20 protein-coding genes are annotated in these 20,513 nt (G+C 68.9%); 12 read left to right on the forward strand and 8 right to left on the reverse strand.

Going from position 1 to position 20,513, the window contains the following annotated elements; translation table 11 throughout:
* Window positions 1-36: 36 nt before the first annotated feature.
* Complete coding sequence (locus G6N58_RS06435) at window positions 37-1,314, forward strand: MFS transporter (RefSeq protein WP_068920221.1); 1,278 nt, start codon at window positions 37-39, stop codon at window positions 1,312-1,314.
* On the opposite strand, the gene G6N58_RS06440 is transcribed toward G6N58_RS06435, so the two are convergent.
* Both G6N58_RS06440 and G6N58_RS06445 read right to left on the reverse strand, forming a co-directional pair.
* Complete coding sequence (locus tag G6N58_RS06440) at window positions 1,256-2,134, reverse strand: rhomboid family intramembrane serine protease (RefSeq protein WP_068919076.1); 879 nt, start codon at window positions 2,132-2,134, stop codon at window positions 1,256-1,258. The genes G6N58_RS06435 and G6N58_RS06440 overlap by 59 nt on opposite strands.
* Window positions 2,135-2,184: 50 nt before the next feature.
* The gene (locus G6N58_RS06445) at window positions 2,185-4,473 is read right to left on the reverse strand and encodes an MMPL family transporter (protein ID WP_115279303.1); all 2,289 of its coding nucleotides are present in this window, start codon (window positions 4,471-4,473) and stop codon (window positions 2,185-2,187) included.
* A 101-nt stretch (window positions 4,474-4,574) separates the two neighbouring features.
* On the opposite strand from G6N58_RS06445, the gene G6N58_RS06450 reads away from it, so the two are divergent.
* From G6N58_RS06450 to G6N58_RS06475, 6 genes are all read left to right on the forward strand, one after another.
* Complete coding sequence (locus tag G6N58_RS06450) at window positions 4,575-5,162, forward strand: TetR/AcrR family transcriptional regulator (RefSeq protein ID WP_068919078.1); 588 nt, start codon at window positions 4,575-4,577, stop codon at window positions 5,160-5,162.
* A 36-nt stretch (window positions 5,163-5,198) separates the two neighbouring features.
* The gene (locus G6N58_RS06455; RefSeq protein ID WP_115279302.1) at window positions 5,199-5,927 is read left to right on the forward strand and encodes an HAD family hydrolase; all 729 of its coding nucleotides are present in this window, start codon (window positions 5,199-5,201) and stop codon (window positions 5,925-5,927) included.
* Between the two features lie 43 nt (window positions 5,928-5,970).
* A complete protein-coding gene (locus G6N58_RS06460; RefSeq protein WP_115279301.1) occupies window positions 5,971-6,447 on the forward strand; it encodes an Rv1352/Rv1906c domain-containing protein in 477 nt (158 codons plus the stop codon).
* A complete protein-coding gene (gene lipE, locus G6N58_RS06465; RefSeq protein WP_115279300.1) occupies window positions 6,447-7,682 on the forward strand; it encodes a lipase LipE in 1,236 nt (411 codons plus the stop codon). The genes G6N58_RS06460 and lipE overlap by 1 nt, the downstream gene beginning before the upstream one ends.
* A gap of 229 nt (window positions 7,683-7,911) precedes the next feature.
* On the forward strand, window positions 7,912-9,105 hold the full coding sequence (locus G6N58_RS06470) for an acyl-CoA dehydrogenase family protein (protein ID WP_115279299.1): 1,194 nt from the start codon (window positions 7,912-7,914) through the stop codon (window positions 9,103-9,105).
* Window positions 9,098-10,231, forward strand: coding sequence for an acyl-CoA dehydrogenase family protein (locus G6N58_RS06475; RefSeq protein ID WP_163907949.1), 1,134 nt, complete (start codon window positions 9,098-9,100; stop codon window positions 10,229-10,231). The genes G6N58_RS06470 and G6N58_RS06475 overlap by 8 nt, the downstream gene beginning before the upstream one ends.
* Here the strand turns inward: G6N58_RS06475 and G6N58_RS06480 are convergent.
* Window positions 10,228-11,337, reverse strand: a complete 1,110-nt coding sequence (locus tag G6N58_RS06480) for an FAD-dependent oxidoreductase (RefSeq protein ID WP_115279297.1) — start codon at window positions 11,335-11,337, stop codon at window positions 10,228-10,230. The genes G6N58_RS06475 and G6N58_RS06480 overlap by 4 nt on opposite strands.
* Entirely contained in the window at window positions 11,334-12,230 is an 897-nt protein-coding gene (locus tag G6N58_RS06485; RefSeq protein ID WP_232067754.1) for a DUF1295 domain-containing protein, read from the reverse strand. The genes G6N58_RS06480 and G6N58_RS06485 overlap by 4 nt, the downstream gene beginning before the upstream one ends.
* 129 nt (window positions 12,231-12,359) lie before the next feature.
* On the opposite strand from G6N58_RS06485, the gene G6N58_RS06490 reads away from it, so the two are divergent.
* On the forward strand, window positions 12,360-13,400 hold the full coding sequence (locus tag G6N58_RS06490) for an extracellular solute-binding protein (protein WP_163907952.1): 1,041 nt from the start codon (window positions 12,360-12,362) through the stop codon (window positions 13,398-13,400).
* 4 nt (window positions 13,401-13,404) lie between these two features.
* On the opposite strand, the gene G6N58_RS06495 is transcribed toward G6N58_RS06490, so the two are convergent.
* The 3 genes from G6N58_RS06495 to G6N58_RS06505 all read right to left on the reverse strand — a co-directional run bounded on the left by G6N58_RS06495 (window position 13,405) and on the right by G6N58_RS06505 (window position 16,913).
* Window positions 13,405-14,943 carry a threonine/serine exporter family protein gene (locus tag G6N58_RS06495; protein WP_115279295.1) on the reverse strand — a complete coding sequence of 513 codons (1,539 nt, stop codon included), beginning with the start codon at window positions 14,941-14,943 and terminating at the stop codon, window positions 13,405-13,407.
* A 28-nt stretch (window positions 14,944-14,971) separates the two neighbouring features.
* Entirely contained in the window at window positions 14,972-16,219 is a 1,248-nt protein-coding gene (locus tag G6N58_RS06500; RefSeq protein ID WP_115281740.1) for a mechanosensitive ion channel family protein, read from the reverse strand.
* A gap of 124 nt (window positions 16,220-16,343) precedes the next feature.
* A complete protein-coding gene (locus tag G6N58_RS06505; RefSeq protein ID WP_115279294.1) occupies window positions 16,344-16,913 on the reverse strand; it encodes a TetR/AcrR family transcriptional regulator in 570 nt (189 codons plus the stop codon).
* Window positions 16,914-17,045: 132 nt separating this feature from the next.
* On the opposite strand from G6N58_RS06505, the gene G6N58_RS06510 reads away from it, so the two are divergent.
* The 4 genes from G6N58_RS06510 (at window position 17,046) to G6N58_RS06525 (ending at window position 19,933) form a co-directional block, all read left to right on the forward strand.
* Complete coding sequence (locus tag G6N58_RS06510) at window positions 17,046-17,885, forward strand: SH3-like domain-containing protein (RefSeq protein WP_115279293.1); 840 nt, start codon at window positions 17,046-17,048, stop codon at window positions 17,883-17,885.
* The gene (gene scnC, locus G6N58_RS06515) at window positions 17,882-18,580 is read left to right on the forward strand and encodes a thiocyanate hydrolase subunit gamma (protein WP_115279292.1); all 699 of its coding nucleotides are present in this window, start codon (window positions 17,882-17,884) and stop codon (window positions 18,578-18,580) included. The genes G6N58_RS06510 and scnC overlap by 4 nt, the downstream gene beginning before the upstream one ends.
* Window positions 18,577-18,921, forward strand: coding sequence for a thiocyanate hydrolase (locus G6N58_RS06520; RefSeq protein WP_115279291.1), 345 nt, complete (start codon window positions 18,577-18,579; stop codon window positions 18,919-18,921). The genes scnC and G6N58_RS06520 overlap by 4 nt, the downstream gene beginning before the upstream one ends.
* A gap of 88 nt (window positions 18,922-19,009) precedes the next feature.
* Window positions 19,010-19,933, forward strand: a complete 924-nt coding sequence (locus G6N58_RS06525; protein WP_115279290.1) for an AEC family transporter — start codon at window positions 19,010-19,012, stop codon at window positions 19,931-19,933.
* 4 nt (window positions 19,934-19,937) lie between these two features.
* Here G6N58_RS06525 and G6N58_RS06530 read toward each other — a convergent pair whose 3' ends face one another.
* Window positions 19,938-20,477: a DUF1697 domain-containing protein gene (locus G6N58_RS06530; protein WP_115279289.1), complete on the reverse strand. Its 540-nt coding sequence runs from the start codon at window positions 20,475-20,477 to the stop codon at window positions 19,938-19,940.
* Window positions 20,478-20,513: the final 36 nt, after the last annotated feature.

The raw sequence follows: 20,513 nt of genomic DNA on the forward strand, positions 1-20,513 counted from the left end.
TGGACACATGCCTGACCCCGTCTTAGCGTGGAGCGGGTGTCCATCGAGAGCCCGTCGCAGCCCGGCCCCACCTGGGCCGGCCACCCGCCTGGCTCCACCGACTACCGCCGGTTGCTGGCGGCGTTGTTCTGCGCCGGCGTCGCGACATTCGCCCAGCTGTACTCGTTGCAAGGCGTGCTGCCCCAACTGGCCGAGCACTACCGCATCGGAGCCGCCGACGCCGCCTTGACCGTGTCGCTGGCCACCACCGGCCTGGCCGTCTCGGTGATTCCGTGGTCGATGGTCGCAGACCGGGTGGGCCGGGTGCGGGCCATGTCGGTGTCGGTGGCCGCGGCCACGACATTGGGCCTGCTGGTGGCGCTGGCGCCCACCTACCAGCTGCTGCTCGCGGGCAGATTCGTCGAAGGCGTCGCGCTGGGCGGGGTGCCCGCCGTCGCGATCGCCTACCTCACCGAGGAGATCGAGCGCAGGCACTCTGCGCGCGCCGCCGGGATCTACGTCGCCGGTACCACCATCGGCGGACTGCTGGGGCGGGTGGTTGCCGGACCCATCGCCGAGACCGTGCACTGGCGGATGGGCGTGTTGGTGGTGGCCGTGCTGTGCGCGCTGGCCGCAGTCGGATTCATCGCTCTGGCGCCCCGGCCCCGCGGCTTCGTGCCGTCCACCGGGGGCGGCGTGGTGCAGCGGCTGGCGGCCAATCTGCGCTCACCGCGGCAGTTGGCGCTCTACGCGCAGGCCTTCCTGCTGATGGGCGGCTTCGTCGCGCTGTACAACTTCCTGGGCTTCCGGCTCACCGCGGCACCGTTCAACCTGCCGCATCATCTCGTCAGCCTGGTGTTCCTGGCGTACCTGGCCGGCACGTGGGCGTCGTCGCGGGCAGGCGCGGAGGCCACCCGGTTCGGCCGACGCCGGGTGCTGCTGGTCGCGGTGGCGGTGATGGCCGCCGGCGTGGTGATGACCCTGTCGAATCAGCTGCTGGTGGTGCTCGCCGGGCTGGTGGTGGCCACCGTCGGGTTCTTCGGCGCCCATGCCATCGCCTCGGGGTGGACGGCGGTGGCGGCGGGCACCGGCAAGGCGCAGGCGTCGTCGTTGTACAACCTCGCCTACTACGGCGGGTCCAGCCTGGTGGGGTGGTTCGGCGGCGTGGCCTTCGACGCGCGCGGCTGGCCCGCCCTGGCCGCGACCGTACTGGGCCTGACCGTGGTGGCCGCCGCCATCGCGGCAGTGTTGCTGCGGGACGGACCGGCCGCGTCGCTCAGGCCAGGCCGAACTGGGCGTACAGCGACTGGGTCCGCCACAGGATCAATCCGATGAACACCGCCAGCAGCGCGACCACGGCCCCGGCCTGCACCAGGCTCTGTCGCTGCCGGGGCGCGTAGAGGAACGCGGCGGTGACCAGCGCGCCGGTGACCAATCCACCGAGGTGGCCCTGCCAACTGATGTTCTGAGAGCTGACCAGCGGGACGATCAGCGTGAAGGCCACGTTCAACCCGATCACCGCGAGCACGGGCCGCAAATCCAGGTTCATCCGTTTGGCCACCACGAACGTCGCGCCGAACAGGCCGTAGATCGCCCCCGACGCGCCGGCGGTACCCGTGTTCAGCGGCGCCAGCAGGTACACCAGCACCGAACCGCCGATGGCGCTCACCCCGTACAGCGCGCCGAAGCGCAACCTGCCGAACAACTGCTCGAGCTGCGGGCCCATGACATAGAGCACCAGCATGTTGAACAAGATGTGCATGACGCCGTAGTGCAAAAAGGCCGAGGTGATCAGGCGGTACCACTGGCCGTCGGCCACCGCGGGTGACCACAGCACCAGCTGGCTCTGGAAGTCAGGAATGGCCATCTGCGCCACGAAGGCGATCAGGTTCACCGCGATCAGCGAGTAGGTGACCACGGGGAGGGCGCCGGCCGGACGCAGCCCGCCGCCCATCGGACTGCGAGCCTGCCGGACGCTCTTGTTGCCTTCGGCCACACATTCGACACACTGGTGGCCCACGGCCGCCGAGCGCATGCAGTCGCCGCAGATGAAGCGGCCGCACCGGGTGCAGCGGACGTAGGTCTGCCGATCGGGATGGCGGTAACAGGTGGGAACTTCGGTGGGCGGCGGCGGGGGTGTGCCGGGGTAGCTCATCGGACAGCTCTCATGCCGGCAATTCTAGTGATCACCCCCACCGCCTCGGGTTACACCGTCACCCGTTCGGCGTCGAGGGCCCGGTTGAGCTTCTCGCCCTCGATGTCGAGATCGGGCAGGCTCCGCTGCAGCCCCTGGGGCAGCCACCAGGCGCGGTCGCCCAGCAGCGACATCACCGCGGGCACCATCGTCATCCGCACCACGAAGGCGTCGATGAAAACGCCGAAGGCCAAGGCGAATCCGATCTGTTTGATCATCGGGTCGGCGTTGAAGACGAAGCCGGCGAACACGGCCATCATGATCACGGCCGCAGCCGTCACCACCCGTGCCGCCTGGGCGAACCCGTGGGACACCGCGTCGTCACCGCGCAGGCCGTGCACGTGCGCCTCTTTCATCGACGACACCAGGAACACCTCGTAGTCCATCGCCAGGCCGTACAGCACGCCGGTCACGATGATCGGCAGCAAGCTCATGATCGGGCCGGTGGCGCTGAGCCCGAACAGCTGCTGCAGCCAACCCCATTGGAACACTGCCGTGGTGGCGCCGAAGGTGGCCAGGATGCTGAGCAGGAAGCCCACCGTGGCCTTGACCGGCACCGCGATCGACCGGAACACCAGGGTCAGTACCAGCAGCGAAAGTCCCACCACCACACCGATGTACAGCGGGATGGCACTGGCGATGCGATCGGAGATGTCGATGCCCATGGCGGTGATGCCGGTGACGCCGAGGCGCACCTGCGCGCTGTCGGCCAGCGGGCCGGCGTGGTCACGGATGGCGCGCACCAGGTCTGCGGTGGCCGCGTCGGTGGGTCCGGCGGCGGGCACCACGGAGAACACGGCCTTGTCCGAATCGTCGGACACCAACTGCATGCTCACCCCGGCCACCCCGTCGAGGCGGCGCAGATCGGTGTAGATGTCGGCGATCTCGGCAGGACTCAGCTCCGGCTTCTCGGCCACCACCAACAGCGGGCCGTTGAAGCCGTCGCCGTAGTGCTGCGCCACCAGGTCGTAACTCGCGCGCTGCGGGCTGCCCTCGTTGTACCCGGAGCCGGCGGGCAGGCCCAGATGCATGCCCAGGGCCGGGATGGCGAGCACGGCGGTCAGCAGGACGCCGCCGATCACCACCGGAATGCGGTGGCGCACCACAGCTCCCACCCACGCCGCCGCGAAGCGGTGGGTGTTGTCCTCGGATCTCTTGCCGCGTGCCGCCGCCGAGCAGATGCGTTCCCCGACCAGGCCCAGCAGCGCCGGCAGGATGGTCAGGGCGGCCACCACCGCCACCAACACCGTCGCCGCCGCGGCCAGCGCCATCGTGGTCAGCAGCGGGATACCGGCCACCGACAGGGCCACCAGCGCTATCACCACCGTGGTGCCGGCGAAGACCACGGCGCTGCCCGCGGTGCCCACCGCCCGCGCGGCGGCATCCGCAGCGCTGTGGCCGCGGTCGAGAATCAGCCGGCGCTGCCGGTTGACGATGAACATGGCGTAGTCGATGCCGACCGCCAAACCCAACATGATGGCCAGGACCGCGGTGATGGACTGCATGGTGAACACATGGGACAGCAGGAAGGTCCCGCCCACCCCGACGGCCACCGACGTCAGTGCAGTGGCCAGCGGCAGCCCGGCGGCCACCAGCGAGCCCAGGGTGATGACGAGCACCAGCGCGGCGATCAGGACACCGATCACCTCACCGACGCCGATGATCTCGGGCAGCTGCGCCATCGACGCCGACGGCAGCACCTGCAGGCCGGTGGCGGCCGCGGTGGCCGCATCGACGACGTGCTCCACCGTGCCGGCGGGCAGGTCGTTGGTCTGCTTGTCGAACTGGAACTGCAGCAGGGCGGTCTGGCCGTCGGCCGAGACCACGAGCCCCGGCACCGGCTGGCCGTCGACCAGCAGCGGTGTGGGAGCGCCGACCGGCGGCGGGAGTTGGTGTTGCACCCGTTCGATGGCCGCTCCCGCGGTCAGGGTCGGGCTGGCGGCTCCTTTGGCGAGCTCGTTTGCCATGGCGGCCCGTGGATCGATCACGTGCTCTGAGTGCGACACCGCGTCGACGGCCGACAGCAGCGCCGCGAGGTTGGCGCCCTGGTCGACGCGCTGGCCGTCGGGTGCGGCGAAGGCAATCATGCCCTGGCCGCCCGCCATCTGTGGCAGGTCGGAAGCCAGCTGGTCGATCACCTCCTGAGCAGGGGTGCCATTGATGCGCATCTCGTTGGAGATCTTGGGGGGATTGACCGCCAGGAGGCCCGCGACGACGGCGATCAACGCCAGCCAGGCGCCCAGAACGGCCCACGGGCGGGCGAACGCGAAGCGTCCCAGACGATGCAGGAAGGTCGACATAAAACTGAGAGTAGGCTCCCAATATGGGAGTCGGCTATCGTTTGTCACCGACAACACCGAAACCCTGACAGGATGAGCTGCACCACTACCGGGAGGACACCGTGACCTCGTCGCCCGCGCCCGCCAAGCGTCGTCGCGCAGATGCCTTTGCCAACGTCAACCGCATCGTCGAAGCGGCCAAGGACGTCTTCTCGGCGCGCGGCGACGCGGCCACGCTCACCGACGTGGCGACCCAAGCGGGGGTCGGCAATGCCACGCTCTACCGCCACTTCCCCAACCGGCAGGCACTGGCCGCGGCGGTCTACGAGGACATCTTCAGCACCGAGGTCCAACCGGTGTTCACAGCGCTGGTGGAGAACGACGCCCCCCGCGAATCGTTCCTCGACGTCATCGAGCGGCTCACCGACGTGATGGTGCAACAACGGCCGCTGCTGTCCTCGCTCGATCACCTGGCCGAGCTCACCGTGAAACTGTTCGACCGCAACCGGGAGCTGGTCGAAGCCGTTGTGTCGCGCGGCCAGGCCAAGGGCGAGCTGCGCAGCGACATCACCGCCGACGATGTGGCCAACTTCGTCGCGATGGTCACCACCGCCACTGTGGCCCTGAATCAGCCGGCCGCGCTGCGCCGCCGCTATCTCGGATTGATGGCCGACGCGCTCAACCCCGCCGGAGCCCAACCACTTCCGTAGCCGGCCTGTCGCCACTCGCAGGTACCCTCGGACGTCATGACAGACCCGACGGCCGCGGCTCCCGCCGTCAGTGCCGGGCCGTCCGGCGCGCACATCGGCGCCTTCTTCGACGTCGACGGCACCCTGGTGGACGGTTTCACCGCGGTGCCACACGCCGGGCACCGGATCCGGCGGCGCCAAGCCCGGATCGGCGAGGTGCTCGGCGTCATCGAGGCCGCCACCCGATATCGCTTGGGCCGCATGGAGTTCGAGCGTCTGGTGGTGCGGGCCGCCGGCTATCTGCGCGGGGAATCGCTGGCCGAACTTGACCTGCTGGGGGCCGACCTGTTCACCCGGCGGATCGAGTCCCGGATGTTCCCACAGATGCGCGACATCGTGGCCGCCCACCAGCAGCAGGGCCACACCGTGGTGATCCTCACCTCGGCACTCAACATCCACATCGAGGCGCTGGCCCGCTCCCTGGGTATCGACCACGTGCTGTGCAACTACTTCGCCGTGGACGCCGACGGCCGGCTGACCGGCGACATCCGCAAGCCCATCATCTGGGGCACCCGCAAGGCCGAGGCGCTGATGCGGTTCGGCGACGAGCACCAGCTGGACCTGCAGGCCAGCTATTTCTACTCCGACGGCGAGGAAGACCTCCCGTCGATGCGGCTGGTGGGCAACCCCCGCCCGGTGAACCCCCGCCGAACCCTGGCCGCCACCGCCGCGCAGGCCGGGTGGCCGGTCCTGCGGGTGAGCATCGCCACCCCCCGCGGCGCCTGAAGCGGGTTCTCTTGCTCTGTTAGCTCGTCTACCCTTGTCCCTTGTGTGGAGGACGACAGCGGCGGTATGGGTGACGGCTCTGGCAGTGGCAGGCCTGGGTGCGGCCGGCACGGCGCACGCCGAACCCGAGCCAACGCCCGCCCCGGCAGGCCCCAAGACCAGCATCGACGCCGGCGGCACCTACGCGGTGGGCACCGACATCGCGCCCGGCACCTGGCAGTCGCCCGGCCCCGTGGAGGGCAACGCCTGCTACTGGAAACGCGTCGGCGGCGACCAGATCCTGGACAATGCGATGAGCAAGAAGGCCCAGGCCGTGCAGATCGAGGCCACCGACACCGCGTTCACCACCAGCGGCTGCCAGCCGTGGCAGAAGACCGACTGTGCCCCGGGCTGCCTGCCCGCACCGGCGTCTCCGCTGGACGTGCTCGGCCAGCTGGGCCGGGTCCTCACCGGTCCCAAGACGCCGCCAGCCCCGGCTGCCCCCGCCCCGGCGGAAGCGCCGGCGACGCCCACGCCGTAGTGACCGAGCAGGGCCGGATAGCCGTCCCGGCCGACCTGGATTCCGTCACCGACGTCGGCGACGAGGATCCCGGCGGTCTCGACCCGGCCGCGATCGACCGCATCTGGCAGGCCGCCCGGCACTGGTATTCGGCCGGCATGCACCCGGCGATCCAGGTGTGCCTGCGCCACCGCGGCCAGGTCGTGCTCAACCGCGCCATCGGCCACGGCTGGGGCAACGGCCCCGACGACGGCCCGGACGCCGAGAAGATCCCGGTGCGCACCGAGACCCCGTTCTGCGTGTACTCGGCGGCCAAGGCCATCACCACCACGGTGGTGCACATGCTGGTCGAGCGCGGGGAGTTCTCGCTGGACGACAGGGTGTGTGACCACCTGCCCGGATACACCAGCCACGGCAAGGACCGCACCACCATCCGGCACGTCATGACCCACAGCGCCGGGGTGCCGTTCGCGACCGGTCCGCGGGTGGACCTCAAGCGGATGAACGACAGCGCCTACGCCCGCGAGATGCTGGGCCGGCTCAAGCCCATCTACCGTCCCGGTCTGGTGCACATCTACCACGGGCTGACCTGGGGCCCGCTGATGCGTGAGATTGTCTCGGCTGCCACCGGCCGCGACATCCGCGAGATCCTGGCCACCGAGATCCTCGAACCGCTGGGCTTCCGGTGGACCAATTATGGTGTGGCACAAGATGATGTGGCGCTGGTGGCACCCAGCCACGTCACCGGTCGGCCGCTGCCCGCACCCGTGGCCAAGGCGTTCAAGATCGCCGTCGGCGGTACCCCGCAGCGCATCATCCCCTTCTCCAACACCCCGGCCTTCCTCACCAGCGTCATCCCGTCGTCGAGCACGGTGTCCAACGCCGCCGAACTGTCCCGCTTCGCCGAGATCCTGGTGCGCGGCGGCGAACTCGACGGGGTGCGGGTGCTCTCGCCGCAGACGCTGCGCGCCGCCACCGCCCAGGCGCGCCGGCTGCGTCCGGACCTGGCCGTCGGGCTGAAGCCGATGCGGTGGGGCACGGGATTCATGTTGGGCTCCAAGCGGTTCGGGCCGTTCGGCCGCGACGCCGAGGCGGCCTTCGGGCACACCGGGCTGACCGATATCGCGGTGTGGGCGGACCCGCAGCGTCAGCTGGCCGCGGCGGTGGTCAGCAGCGGCAAGCCCAGCGGCCACCCCGAAGCTGGTCGCTACCCCGCCCTGCTCGACGCCATTGCCCGCGAGATCCCCCGCGTCTGATTGGCGCCCCGTTTCCGGCACACATGTGTGCTCCACTCGGCCGCCGCGGCGTGTCTCGCGGTAAACCGCACACATCTCGCGTCGAGGCGCCGTTTTTCCGGCACACATGTGTGCCCCACTCGGCCGCCGCGGCGTGTCTCGCGGTAAACCGCACACATGTCGCGCGGGTGCGGGCCGCGAAGGGCACCCCGCCGCGAGTCGACACTAGTCAACTTTCTATGGTGAAGTGATGAGCACCACAACTGACGAGGATCGGGTCGCCGAATTGGCGCGCGGTGTCGTGGCCGAGCACGACCCCACCAACGTCCCGGTCCAGGAGTATCTCGGCGCGTGCTTCGACGCCGGCCTGTCCTGGGTGCACTTCCCCGAGGGCCAGGGTGGGCTCGGGGTGTCGCGGGGCCTGCAGGCCGTCGCCGACCGCATCCTGCAGGGCGCCGGCGGCCCGGTGCCGCTGGGCCTCAACCCGATGGGCTACGGCATGGCCGCCCCGACGGTGCGCGAACACGCCCAGACCGACGAGGTGAAGCAGCAACTGCTGCGGCCGCTGGCCACCACCGAGCACATCTGGTGTCAGCTGTTCTCCGAACCGGGAGCCGGCTCGGACCTGGCCGGCCTGGCGACGTCGGCGGTCAAAGACGGTGACGACTGGGTGATCAACGGCCAGAAGGTGTGGACGTCGTTGGCCCACCGCGCCCGGTGGGGGCTGCTGCTGGCACGCACCGACCCGGACCTGCCCAAGCACAAGGGCCTGACCTACTTCGTCATCGACATGCACTCCCCCGGTGTGGAGACCCGGCCGCTGCGCCAGATGACCGGGCAGGCCGAGTTCAACGAGGTCTACTTCACCGACGCCCGCATCCCGGACACCCTGCGCCTCGGAGCCGTCAACGACGGCTGGCGGGTCGCCATGACCACCCTGATGAACGAGCGCAGCGCCCTGGGCGGCAGCGGATCCCGGCGCGGGGCAGGCACCATTGCCGACGCCACCGCGCTGTGGGCCTCACGCCCTGATCTGCAGACCCCGGTGCTGCGTGACCGGCTCACCCAGCTGTGGCTGCGGGCCGAGGCGCAGCGCCTCACCTCGGAGCGCTCGCGGGCCTCGGCCGGTGTCGGCGGGCCGGGCCCCGAAGGCTCCATCGGCAAGCTGGTGGGCGCCGAGCTGAACCAGCAGATCTACCAGTGGTGCATGGATCTGCTTGGGGCAGAGGGGGTTCTGTACCACACCTACGACCTGTTGGACGAGGATGAGCAGGCCGACTGGCGCGGTCCGGTGCAGCAGCGCTTCCTGCGCAGCCGCGCCAACACCATCGAGGGCGGGACCTCGGACGTCATGCGCAACATCCTGGGCGAGCGGGTGCTGGGTTTGCCCGGCGATCTGCGCGCCGACGCCGGTATGCCCTGGAAGGAGATTCCCCGTGGCTGAGTACGTGTTTTCGGAAGAGCAGCAGGAACTGCGCAAGGCGGTCCGTAAGTTCTCCACCGACCATTTCGACGAGCAGACGGTGCGCCGGTTGATGGAGGCGACGCCTCGGTTCGACCCCAAGACCTGGCAGCGCCTGGGCGCCGAGCTGGGGGTGCTCGGTCTGTCGGTGCCCGAGGACCGCGGCGGTGCCGGCGGCACGTTGGTGGACCAGGCGGTGGCCGTCGAGGAACTCGGCGCGGCGTTGGCCTGCGGGCCGATCTTCGGCACCGTGTTCCTGGCGATCCCGGCGCTGGTGGCCGCACAAGCGTCCCCGGACACCGACAGCCTGCTGGCCGATCTGGTGGAGGGCAGGCGCACCGCAGCGGTCGCCATCGCCGACCGTGCAGGGACATTCGACTCCACGACGGTGACCTCCGACGGCAGCACCGTCACGGGCACCGTCGAGCGGGTGGTCGACGCCGGCGCCGCCGACGTTCTGTTGGTGGCCGCCACCGGGCCCGACGGGGTCGCGCTGTATGCGGTCGACGGGGCCGACACCGAGCGCACCGACCTGGCGACCCTGGACCTCACTCGCCCGCAGGCGAAGATCCGCTTCGACTCCGCACCGGCGCGGCTGATCGCCGGGCCCGCCGAGGCCGACCGGGTGATCGGCCACACCCTGCAGGTTGCAGCGGCGCTGCTGGCCGTCGAACAGGTGGGCGTCATCAGCCACCTGCTGGATCTGGCCGTCGATTACGCCAAGACCCGGCTGCAGTTCGGCAGACCCATCGGGTCTTTCCAGGCCGTCAAACACCGGCTGGCGGACATGATGGTGGACGCCGAGCACGCCCGTTCGACGGCCTATCACGCCGTCTGGGCCCTGGCCGACGGCTCCGATGACGCTGCGTTGGTGACAGCCATTGCGCAGGCGACGTGCTCGGCGGCCGCAGCCCGCATCGGCGCGGACACCATTCAGGTGCTCGGCGGCATCGGGTTCACCTGGGAACACCGGACGCACCTGTACTTCAAGCGCGCCACCACCGACGCCGCCCTACTCGGTTCGGCAGAGCAGAACCGTGACCGGGTGGCCACCATGGTGCTGGACACGGCTGTCGCAGAACGGGTTCCGCGGGTCGCCGTCGGTTAGCCGCGGATACCGCCGTAGATCCCGCGGCCCACGATCCAGGGCCGCACCACCCGCTCGACCGACCACGCCGGGAACCGGAACCGGTAGCCGGACGGTGCGAATACCTCGAGGCCGTCCGGCTGCGTACCCAGCACCGAACCCCACTTGCGGGCAGCCGGCCGGTACTGCCGCAGCGGCGCGCCGTCGAACCAGGCGGTGACGTTGTGGGCCAGCAACTTGTCGGCCCGGTTGCGGGCCGAACTGCGCAGCGGATCGGTGGCGGCGACGTCGCCGATGGCGAACACGCCGTCGGCGCGGGGGACTCGCAGGTCGGGCACGACACACACGAATCCCTGTTCATCCAAGATCGTTTCGGGCAGCCAGTCGGTATTCGGCGTGGTGGCGCCGATGGTCCAGAGCACCGCGTCGGCGGTGGCCGGGGGTTGACCGGTGCACCAGTGCACGGGCTCGTCGGTGATCGCCCCGAAGTCGAAGCCGGCCGGCACCTGCGCCCGGTGTCCGGCGTGCAGCTGCACACCGCTGTCGACCAAACGGCGCCGCACCGCAGCCCAGGTGCGGTGGTGGTGGTCGCGCAGCGGCCGCTCCCCCGGAAAGTAGAGACGCACCGTCTTGCCCGGCCACACCGCGGCGAGGTTGGCCGCACTGCTCACCGCAGCGGCACCGCCGCCGAGCACCATCACCGAGTCCGCGGCGGCCAGCCTCTGGTGTGCGGCGCGCAAGCTGTGGGTGACCTCGGCCTCGGTCTGGACATCCGGCGTGCGCCAGAAGCCGTTGATGACACCGGTGGCGATCACCAAAGCGTCGTACCCCACGGCAGTCTCGGTTCCGTCGGCCCGCCGTACGGTCACGGTACGGGCGGCGAAGTCGGCGCCGGTGAGGGTGCCCTGGATGGTCTGCACACGGTCGAGACCGCGGAACCGTTCGAACGGTATCCAGTAATCGCGGGCCCAGTCGTCGGGCCGCGACAGCCGGACGCCGAGCTCCTGGCCGCTGAGCAACCCGGGCTTGGTGGAGATGCCGATGACGTCGTGCGCGCCGGCCAGCTTGATGGCGGTCAGCAGACCGGAATCACCCAGCCCGGCCACCACCACCCGGCGCCGCGTCACGCCCGTACTCCTCGCTTCCCCCACCGGGGCGGCCGGGGCACGAACCTCGGTACCCGGTTGACGACGTCCTGGTACCCGGGCCGGCGGGCCAGGCTGCGCTCCTCCATCATCGGGATGCTGGCGCCCAGGAACATCGCCAGCATCGCCAGGGCGCCCAGCAGCAGCCACCACCAGTCGGCGGGCGCCACTGCCACCCCGAACAGCGCCAACGACAGCCAGAAGGCGAACTCACCGAAGTAGTTGGGGTGCCGCGACCAGGCCCACAGGCCACGGTCCATCACCTGCCCCGAGGTTCGGGTGGCGACAAAGCGGTGCATCTGCACGTCGGCCACCAGTTCCAGCGTCACCGCGGCGATACCCAGCACGAATGCCAGCCAGGTGAGCCAGCGGATGTCACCCCCCGGGCGCGTCACCACCACGTATACCGGCACCATCGCCAGGAACACCTGCAGAGTCGGAATGAGGTGAATGGCAACCAGATCCGCGACGAACTCCAGCGAACCGGCCCGATCCCGGAACATGGGGTAGCGCCAGTCTTCGTGATGCAGGCCGGGAAATGCATAGACCCAGTTGGCGGTCAGACGGATTGCCCACAGCACCACCACGACGGTGATGAGCCAGCACCTCAGCTCGCCGGCTTCGGCGTCGCCGCGGATCCACCAGAACGCCAACAGCAGCGGGGGTATGACGCTCCAGAACGCGTCGTAGAAGCTGGAATTGCCGTAAGCCCGGGAGAACCCGAAGATGACCAGCATCGCCAGCAGGTCGGCCACCAACGCATCGAGCCACAACCGTCCGGTGTCGGGACCCCAGATCAGCCAGGCCGCCGCGACCGCGACCGCCAGCACGTAGGCGATCGTGACGATCCACAGCGAGGTCGCCTTGCTCCGCACCGGCGAACTGTAACACGTTCCAGTTCGGTGGCATTCGGCATTGCACCCGGGCACCTTCGCACCCGGTGACGTGGGGTTCTCCAGTACGCTGCACTGCAGATTTTCGCCCCTCGGACCAGGATGGATTCAGTGCGCACCACCGATCAACGCCGCGGTGCGCCCCTTCTGCGCCGCCTCCTGCCCCTCGGGACCCTGCTCCTGACGGTGGCCGCCTGCGCCGGTCCCGCACCGGACGCGGGCTCTCCGGACGCCGCCGACGGTTCCACAACCCTGCACGTCATGGCGTTCACGTCAGCAGCAGCGGGCTGGAACGCCAGCATCCCGGCTTTTGCGAACACGGAGGCCGGCTCGGACATCAACGTCCGGACCACGTACGCCACCTCGGCCGAGGTGGCCAAGGCCGTCCTCGACGGTGAGCCCGCCGACATCGTGCACCTGGCCGATCAGGGCAGCCTGGAGCGCCTGGTCCGGCAGGAGAAGGTCGCCGCCGACTGGAACGCCGGGCCCTACCAGGGCACGCCGTTTCACTCGATCGCCACTCTGGTGGTGCGCGAAGGCAATCCGCGCAACATCCGGGGTTGGGCCGACCTGCTGCGCCCGGGCATCCAGGTGGTGGCCGCCAACCCGGTGCTGTCCGGGTCGGGCAAGTGGGGTCTGATGGCCGCCTACGCCAACGCCAGCGACGGCGGGGCGAACCACGACGCCGGCATCGACTACCTCAACAAGCTGATCTTCGAGCACGTGGTGGAGGGCCCCACCACCGTGGCCGAGTCCATCGACCTGTTCCTGGCCGGCACCGGCGACGTTCTGCTGGCCCCCGAGAACACTGCCCTGGATGCCGAGCGCCGCTCCCCGGGTATCGAAACACTCGTGCCCGAGAGGACTCTGCGGATCGACACCGAAGTGGCGGCTCTGCGTAACGGCGAGCATCCCGACGAAGCGGCCCGCTTGGTGGCATACCTCTACACCCCCGAGGCGCAGCGACTGTGGGCAGAGGCCGGCTTCCGTTCGGTACTGCCCGAGGTGGTGGCGGAGTTCGCCGCCGACTTCCCGCAGCCGCAGACACTGTGGACCATCGACCAGATCGGCGGCTGGGCGACACTGGATCCGTTGCTCTTCGACTCCGAGAACGGGATCGTCACGAAGATCTTCGACCAGGCCACCGCCTGAGCCCTCACGACAGAGCGGTGTCGTCAACGGGTTCGAGCGCGATGCTGCGGGAGTGTCTGTAATCGCCACCGTGGGTGGGTGTACCCCTGACCGGACGCAGCTCGACGCCCCGGCCCACGGCCCGGCGGATGCCCGGTTGCTCGGGCTGCTGCAGGAAGCGGCCGATCCGTCCGGCGCTGCGCCGCAGCGGCGAGCCGAGGAACTCGCCCATCACCACGCCGCTACCGATCGCCAGGGCGGTGGCACCGGCGGCCAGCATCTGCGCCAGCCCGTCACCGAATCTCTTGTCCACGGCGAAGGCGAACACCGCTTGGAACACCGCCAGACCCGGCAGCAGTGGCGTGATGCCTGCGGTCGCAGTGACCAGTGCCGGTGCTCTTTGGCTGACCGAGATGACCGTGGCAAACAGGCCGACGACGCTGGCCGCGATACCGGTGGCGACCACCTGACCGAACCCGATGCCCCCCAGACCGATGACCACCGCCGAGGCCAGAGCCGCTGCCACACCCGCTGGAATGGCCGACCGCCATGGGCCGTAGCTGGCAATGGTGAGGCAGACACCGGACAACGCGGCACCGACCACTGCCACCGCGATCGACAGCGGCTGGGTCGGGAGGATGAATGTGCGGCTGACATCGACCTGCAGCTGAATGGTCACGCCGGCCACCGTGACCATCTGCAGCGCCGCCAGGATGCCGACGACGATTCCGCCGGTCAGGAACAAGGCGTCGCCCAATCGTGCCAAGGCGGTGATCATGTACCCGGTCAGCGCGTCCTGCATGGAACCCACGATCGTCATGCCCGACAGCAGCAGGAAGATTCCGGTGGCCACCAGCGCGGCCAGTCCCTCCCCCGCGAATTTCGACACCGCTACGGCCGCCAACGTGGCGATGGCCGCTCCAATCGCGTGCTGGAAGAAGAACGGGGTCTTCATCCGATTCAGGACGCGGCCCACCCGGTCGATGACCCCCGCCGTGGCGGCAGCGACGACGCAGGTCAGCAGGGAACCACCCAGCAGCATGGCGATGCCCAGCGCGAAGCCCGCCCAGCTGATGGTGGCCAGCCAACGGGGGTACGGATGCGGTTGCTCGGTCAACTCGTCCATGGCGGCGTGGGCCTCGTTGACCGTCACCCCGCCCGCGGTGATCCGCTGGATCAGCCGGTTCAGTTGCTGCAGCCGGGTGTAGTCGATGGAGCGTGTCCACACCGACCGCACGATCGTCACAGGCGGGCGGTCGGCGGTGGGCAGCGCGGAGACGATGATCGTTGTGAAGGTGATGTCGACGACGCAGTCGGTGAGCTGGTACGCCTGGGCGACATCGTGAGCCGTGGCGACGACGTCGGCGGTACCCGAGCCGGAGGACAACATCACCTCCGCAAGACGAATGGTGAGGTCCAGAACGTTGCGGGTGTGGATATCGCCCATGCCGCCGGAGGAGTGCCGACGTTGACCCGCCAGGGGTGCGGGGTCTCGGGAACTGTTGAGCGCCGCTTTCAGACCCCGGCTGATGCGGATCCGCCCGCTGGAACGATCGTGCGACATTGCCTGCAGAATACTGACCGCGGTCGCCTCAATTGTCCTGGTAACCCCGGGGGGTGGCGTCGTGACCGTTGACCCGATCATCAACGGCGACCGCGCCCTGCTCGTACTCGCGGGCCCGCTCCTCGGCCTCGCGGCTGCCGCTGAACACACCGGCCGCCGCCTTGGATTGGCCGTTGTGGCCGTTGCGCCGGGGGAGTTCCTGCACCGGCGTCGACCGCATCTCTTCGAAGCGCTGGTGCGGCAACGCGCCCCGGTTGGTTCGCTGCAGCCAGTCCACCAGGCCCTCGCGGACGAAGCAGCGAAGGTCGAACAATGCGCTGGCGTTCGAGGCGCTGAGCAGCATGCGGACCCGGACCACGCCGTTGACCGCATCCGTGACCTGCAGGACACCCGTGCGGCCGTCCCAGAGATCGCTCTGCTCGAGCCGACGCTGCAGTTCCACTCGCATGTCTTCGATGGGCACCGTGAAATCGACGTCGAACTCGACGGTGCCCAGCAACTCGGTGGCGTTACGGGTCCAGTTCTGGAACGGCGTGGTGGTGAAGTAGGTGGTGGGCAGCACCAATCTGCGCTGGTCCCACAGCTTCACGACGACGTAGGTGAGCGTGATCTCCTCGATGCGTCCCCATTCGTCTTCCAGCACCACCACGTCCCCCACGCGGATGGCATCGGAGAACGCGATCTGCATGCCGGCGAACACCGACCCCAATGACGTCTGTGCGGCCAGGCCCGCCACCACCGACAGCACACCGGCTGAGGCGAACAGCGTGGTGCCGATGTTGGCGAAGGCAGGGAAGGTCGTCAGCGCAGCCGCCAGACCGAACAGTACGACGATCGCGATGACCAGTCGGCGCACCGTGGTGACCTGTGTGCGCACCCGCCGCCGCTGCCGGTCGGCATCGGTCATCTCTTCGTCGCCACCACCGAACTTGGCGATCACCCGACGTTCGGCCACCTTGACCAGGCTGGCTACCAGCCAGGTGGCCGCCGCGATCAACAGAATGACCAGCGTGTGGTCCACCCAGGCGCGCCAGCTGGCACCCGGGTCGGCGAAACGACGGATCGCGATGTTGGCCGCCAGCACCATGAGCAGAAAGCGGAACGGGGTGCGGGTCAGCAGCGCCACGTCCCAGACCGAGGCGCTGCGCCGGCCCAGGCGTCGCAGCACCCACGGCACGAGCAGGCCCAGTAGGTAGGCGATCGCGATGGCACCCGCCACCCAGGCGAGTGTCACAGCGAGAGATGTTGCGGATTCGAGCTCGATTTGTTCGGGCATCGGGGACTCGGTGCTCCCGGGATCGGGGTCAGGGGTCTGCATCGACCGTACGGCACATCCGCGGGCTACGTCATCTCGACAGCGCCCATCGGAATCGCAGCCGGTGAGATGGGCCACATCCGTGTTACTCAGCCGCTGTGGGTGTCAATCCCGTTCCGTTACCGGGCATTTCGCTCCGGACGCCGTCCAGGTAGGTCTGCAGGTACACCGCGAACATCTGGTCGGCAACGTTCTCGCCCAAGATCGCCGCGCCGATCGTCAGCGCGGTCAACCCGTCGACGATGCGTACGTGCAACTGCGCCGGCACCCCGCAAGACTCCAGGTAGCCGCACAGCGCCCCGTAGTCGCCGAACACCTCTGCCCTCGGCATGAACTGGACCAGTAGGGGCGCGCACTGGGGATGGCGGACGATGCGGCCCCGCAAGGCCACCGCCTGGGCGATCAGGTAGTCGGCCCAGTCCCCGCCAGGGACCGGGGCGTCGGGCACCGAGTCGACAGCAGTGATCTCCCGTACCACGGCTTCCAACAACGCGTTCTTGTCGGTGAAGTAGTGGTACAGCGACGGCGCCCGGACGCCGAGGGCGGCGGCCAACTTGTGCATCGAGAACATCTCGAGGCCGCTCACCCCGATCACGGCGATGGCGGCATCAACCACTTTCTCCCGGGTCAGCAGGGCCTTCCGTGGTCGGGCCATCGCCCTATATTGCCGCACGCGCCAATAAACGCCACCGCAGCGCGCTGTGTTGGCCGTTTCCGCAGCACATCGCAGTCGGCAGAGTTAGCCTACGAACGTCAGGGAGTTCACCCTCGGCGTTCAGGAGCCTCCGTGAGCACATCAGCCGAACGCGCCGCCCAGTTGGCCCTGGTGGCCCGCCTGAAGTCGGCCTACCCGGAACTGCCCGACGCCCCCACCCCCGACCTGCTCGATCACCAGCGCATCACCGCCTACCTCAAACCGGTGCACGACGTCGGCGGCGAACCCGATGCCCCGATCACCTACGAGAACAAGCAGTACGAGTACTGGGAGCACATGACCTACGTCATGTGCGAGGTGCTGGCCTGGCGCGGGATCTGGCTCTCGGAGGAGCGCCGGCGGATCGGCAACGTCGACGTCGGCCGGGCGCAGTACCTCGGGTTGCCGTACTACGGGCGCTGGCTGCTGGCCGTCGCGCGAATTCTGGTGGAGAAACACCACATCGGACTCACCGAGTTGTCCGAGCGGATGGCCGAGGTCCAGGGCCGGTACGCCGACGGTCTGGACGCAAAGTTGCTGGAGGCGCTACCCAAGTCGGAGGGCGACGGCTCCGGCGTCAAGCGCAACGAACACCACATCCACGCCGTCGGCAAGGGCGACCCCCAGGTCTACGCGGGTCAGGCAGGAACACCGCGCTTCGCCGTCGGTGATCGGGTCGCGGTCCGGGAACTGCCGGTGATCTTCTACACCCGCACGCCTGAGTACGTCCGCGGCGCGCACGGGGAGATCGCCGCGGTCGCGTACGAGAGCCCGGCCGCCGAGGACGAGACCTGGGCGCGCACCGATGCCGTCCCGGAATGGTTCTACGTGGTCAGGTTCACCCTCGCCGACCTGTTCGAGGGCTACACCGGCACCGGCTCCGACACGCTGCAGACCGAGATCCCCGAACACTGGCTGGAGGCCGCGACATGAGCCACGACCACGACCACGACCGCACCGTCAAGCCGATGGTCGACGAGATCACCGACTTCGAGGTGCTCGAGATCGCGCTGCGCGAACTGTGCATCGAGAAGGGCATCTTCACCGCCGAGGAACACCGCCGTTTCACCGAGTTCGCCGAACAGATCGGCCCCACCCCGGCCGCCCGCCTGGTGGCGCGGGCCTGGCTGGACCCCGATTTCACGGCCCTGGCACTGGCCGAGCCGATGACCGCCAGCAAAGAGGTGGGCGTCGACTGGATGGAGCCCACCGGCTTCGGCACCCCCAGCGATTTCACGGCATTCCAGATCCTGGCCGACACCCCAGGGGTGCACCACGTGATCGTCTGTGCGCTGTGTTCCTGCTACCCGCGTCCGATCCTGGGCAACTCCCCGGAGTGGTACCGCACCCCCAACTACCGGCGCCGGCTGGTCCGCTGGCCGCGCCAGGTGCTCGCCGAGTTCGGGCTGTACCTGCCCGACGACGTGGCGGTCCGGGTCCAGGATTCCAACCAGAAGCACCGCTTCATGGTGATGCCGATGCGACCCGAAGGCACCGACGACTGGTCGGAGGATCAGCTGGCCGAGATCGTCACCCGGGACTGCTTGATCGGTGTCGCACTGCCCAAGCCGGGCGTGACCACCAACGCCGTCACCACCACGCGGCCTGCCGTCCACCCGATCTCATGAGCGCAGAGAGTTTTCCCGTGCTCGACGGGATCGCCGCGCGCAACCAGGTCTGGCCGGTGATGGCAGCCAAGTACGGCGTGGAGAACCCGGTGCCGCCGTGGAAGACCAGCCTGGACGGCATGTGCGACGCGCTGGATCGGGCCTCGTGCGACGCCGACGTGCCGGATTTCAAGGCGCGCCGAGACGAGGAGGACGCGCTGTCGGCCACCGTCTATGCAGACCTGCCGTACCCCGAGAATCAGCTGATGGCCCTGGCCCACTCGTTGGTGGCCCGCGGTGTCATCAGCGAGGCTGATCTGGCGGAACGGCTGGCCGCCGTCCGCGCGCGATTGGAGGCGTGAGTTCGCATCCTCGACACCGGGCACGGATAATCGATTCATTCGATTGGCAGGTCCTCAGCTGAGCGCCTGAGAGAAACGGGGCGTTGCAGTGCTGGCGGTGTTGGAGGCGTTCGCCGTCATCGCTGTCATCATCGCGGCCGGAGCCGTCGTGGGCCGCACCGGTGTGCTCGGCGACAACGCCCGGATGGTGCTCAACCGGGTGGCCTTCCACGTCGGCGTACCTGCGCTGCTCATCATCACTTTGTCGGATTCCACTCCTGCACAGGTGTTTTCATTGCCTCTGCTGGTCTCGGCGGTGGCTGCACTGGTGATGTTCGGCGCCTACTTCACCTTTGCGGTCGTCCTGCGGCGCCGCGGGCGCGCCGACGCCACCATCGGCGCATGGGCGGCGTCGTGGGTGAACTCCGGCAACCTGGGCATCCCGCTGAGCGCCTACGTGCTGGGCAGCACCACCGAAGTGTCTGTGCTGCTGGTGTTCCAGACGGTGGTACTGGTGCCGCTGGGCGTGGCGATCATCACCTCTGAAGCCCAGGGCGGTTCGTCGGTGCGCTCGCAGTTCAGGGAGTTCGTCACCAACCCGATCATCGTCGCCAGCGCCACCGGCATCGGACTGGCGCTCACGGGCGTCACTCTGCCCCGGGCGATCCACGAGCCACTGGATCTGCTGGCCGATCTCGCGATTCCCACCGTGCTGTTGGCGTTCGGTATGGCATTGGTGACGCAGACCTCCCGGCCGACACAGGAGAGCAGACTGGAACTCGCCGTGGCGGTGGTGTTCAAGGTGCTGGTGATGCCGGCACTGGCGTACGCGCTGGCGCGCTGGGTGTTCGGGGCCCCGGCCGAACAGGTGGCCGTGATCACCGTCCTGGCGGCATTGCCCGCCGCCCAGAATCTCAACACCTACGCCGCGGTCTTCGGCCGCGGTGAGACCCTGGCCCGCGACGTCACGCTGATCACGACGCTGGCCTCGGTGCCGGTGATCACCGCGTTGGCCTACCTGATGGAGCTGTGAGGGCTCAGTTGTCCAGCAGGGCCAGGAGTTTGACGGTGGTGGCCCAGCTGCGGATGGTCAGCCTCTGGTATTCCGGTGTGCCGACGATCTTGCTCATCTTGCTCCTCGTGCGCTCGGCGCTGCGCCGCGAGAAGTACACCACCCCGGACCCTGTCCAGGCCTGGTCCACCCCGTCGCGCAGTTCCACGACGCCCATCACCGTCGCGGCAGTCAGCGGCGACTTGAGGAACAGCACATCGCAGTGGTGCTCGTCCCCGCCGAAGCCCGCCGGGGCCTTGGTGACCACCGCCCGAAGCTGACGGTGCGAGCGCACCACCACCAGCAGCGGGACCCCGAACCGCTTCTCCAGCGTGGCCTCGATCTCGCTTTCCAGTGCCGTGGCCGGAGCATCGGTCTCGAACAGCACATTGCCCGACTGGATGTAGGTCCTCACGTTGCCGAAACCGTGGCCCTCCATCGCGGCCCTGAGATCCTTCATCGCGACCACGTTGCGGCCACCGACGTTGATGCCGCGCAGCAGCGCGACGTAGCTGGTGGAGGCCATGCCAGGACGGTACCGCTACCCTCGGAAGCTCCGACT

Source organism: Mycolicibacterium tokaiense (assembly GCF_010725885.1).
Taxonomy (GTDB): Bacteria; Actinomycetota; Actinomycetes; order Mycobacteriales; family Mycobacteriaceae; genus Mycobacterium; species Mycobacterium tokaiense.

Excerpts from the sequence above, each read along its gene's own strand:
- G6N58_RS06455 (WP_115279302.1), top strand. The coding sequence starts at position 5,199 with ATGACAGACCCGACGGCCGCGGCTCCCGCCGTCAGTGCCGGGCCGTCC.
- G6N58_RS06440 (WP_068919076.1), bottom strand. The coding sequence starts at position 2,134 with ATGAGCTACCCCGGCACACCCCCGCCGCCGCCCACCGAAGTTCCCACC.
- scnC (WP_115279292.1), top strand. The coding sequence starts at position 17,882 with ATGAGCCACGACCACGACCACGACCGCACCGTCAAGCCGATGGTCGAC.
- G6N58_RS06495 (WP_115279295.1), bottom strand. The coding sequence starts at position 14,943 with ATGTCGCACGATCGTTCCAGCGGGCGGATCCGCATCAGCCGGGGTCTG.
- G6N58_RS06530 (WP_115279289.1), bottom strand. The coding sequence starts at position 20,477 with ATGGCCTCCACCAGCTACGTCGCGCTGCTGCGCGGCATCAACGTCGGT.
- G6N58_RS06445 (WP_115279303.1), bottom strand. The coding sequence starts at position 4,473 with ATGTCGACCTTCCTGCATCGTCTGGGACGCTTCGCGTTCGCCCGCCCG.
- G6N58_RS06505 (WP_115279294.1), bottom strand. The coding sequence starts at position 16,913 with ATGGCCCGACCACGGAAGGCCCTGCTGACCCGGGAGAAAGTGGTTGAT.
- G6N58_RS06520 (WP_115279291.1), top strand. The coding sequence starts at position 18,577 with ATGAGCGCAGAGAGTTTTCCCGTGCTCGACGGGATCGCCGCGCGCAAC.
- G6N58_RS06470 (WP_115279299.1), top strand. The coding sequence starts at position 7,912 with ATGAGCACCACAACTGACGAGGATCGGGTCGCCGAATTGGCGCGCGGT.
- G6N58_RS06500 (WP_115281740.1), bottom strand. The coding sequence starts at position 16,219 with ATGCCCGAACAAATCGAGCTCGAATCCGCAACATCTCTCGCTGTGACA.